Raw genomic sequence first — 1121 nt, 5'->3', positions numbered from 1 at the left:
TTATGCCTGCATTCTCTCTTGATAGTCCTCCAGAGCCCCTCACGGGTACTCCTTCGTCGGTTATATCAATGCTCCCCTACCAATCATGCCTTACGGCATGAGTCCGGAATTTCGGTACCATGCTTAGCCCCGTTACATTGTCTGCGCACAGATGCTCGACCAGTGAGCTGTTACGCACTCTTTTAAGGAATGGCTGCTTCTAAGCCAACCTCCTGGCTGTCTGTGCATCCAAACTTCATTTAACACTTAGCATAATTTCGGGACCTTAATTGCCGGTTTGGGCTGTTTCCCTTTCGACTATGAACCTTGGCGCACACAGTCTCACTCCCATAGGCTGACTAACGGCATTCAGAGTTTGATTGAATTTGGTAGGATTTGACTCCCCCGCATTCATCCAGTGCTTTACCTCCGCAAGCTTTCTATGAGGCTGTCCCTAAAGGCATTTCGGGGAGAGCCAGCTATTTCCAGGTTTGTTTAGCCTTTCACTCCGAGTCACAGGTCATCACTACCTTTTTTAACAGATTACTGTTCGGTCCTCCACTCGGTTTTACCCGAGCTTCAACCTGCCCATGACTAGATCACCTTGGCTTCGGGTCTACGACATGCAACTTCTCGCCCTGTTCAGACTCGCTTTCGCTCCGGTTACGTGACTTCCATCACTTAGCCTCGCTGCATACCGTAACTCGCAGGTTTATTCTACAAAAGACACGCCACTACCCTTGCGGGCTGTGACATCTTGTCAGTTTATGGTTTCAGGTTCTATTTCACTCCCCTTACCGGGGTTCTTTTCGCCTTTCCCTCACGGTACTTGTCCGCTATCGGTAGCTGTCTAGTATTTAGCCTTGGATCGTGGTCGACCCGGATTCAGACAGGGTTTCACGTGCCCCGCCTTACTCAGGATTCTGCTTCGAGGCCATTCCGTTTCGCGTACGTGGCTTTCACACTCTCTGACGCTCCTTCCCAGAAGCTTCCGCTACGGAATGGTTTTATGCCTAACTCTACTGTCGCAGTCCTACAACCCCACTAGATGTGGTTTGGGCTCCTCCCCGTTCGCTCGCCGCTACTGAGGGAATCTCTCTTGATTTCTGTTCCCGTGTTACTTAGATGGTTCACTTCACACA

At 50.4% G+C, this 1121-nt stretch carries 1 rRNA gene; it reads right to left on the bottom strand.

Annotated elements, in window-relative coordinates:
• A 23S ribosomal RNA gene (locus MJZ25_16705) occupies nt 1–1121 on the bottom strand; the annotation flags it as partial.

The organism is Fibrobacter sp., from assembly GCA_024399065.1.
Classification (GTDB): domain Bacteria; phylum Fibrobacterota; class Fibrobacteria; order Fibrobacterales; family Fibrobacteraceae; genus Fibrobacter.
This window is presented reverse-complemented; position numbering and strand designations above follow the sequence as displayed.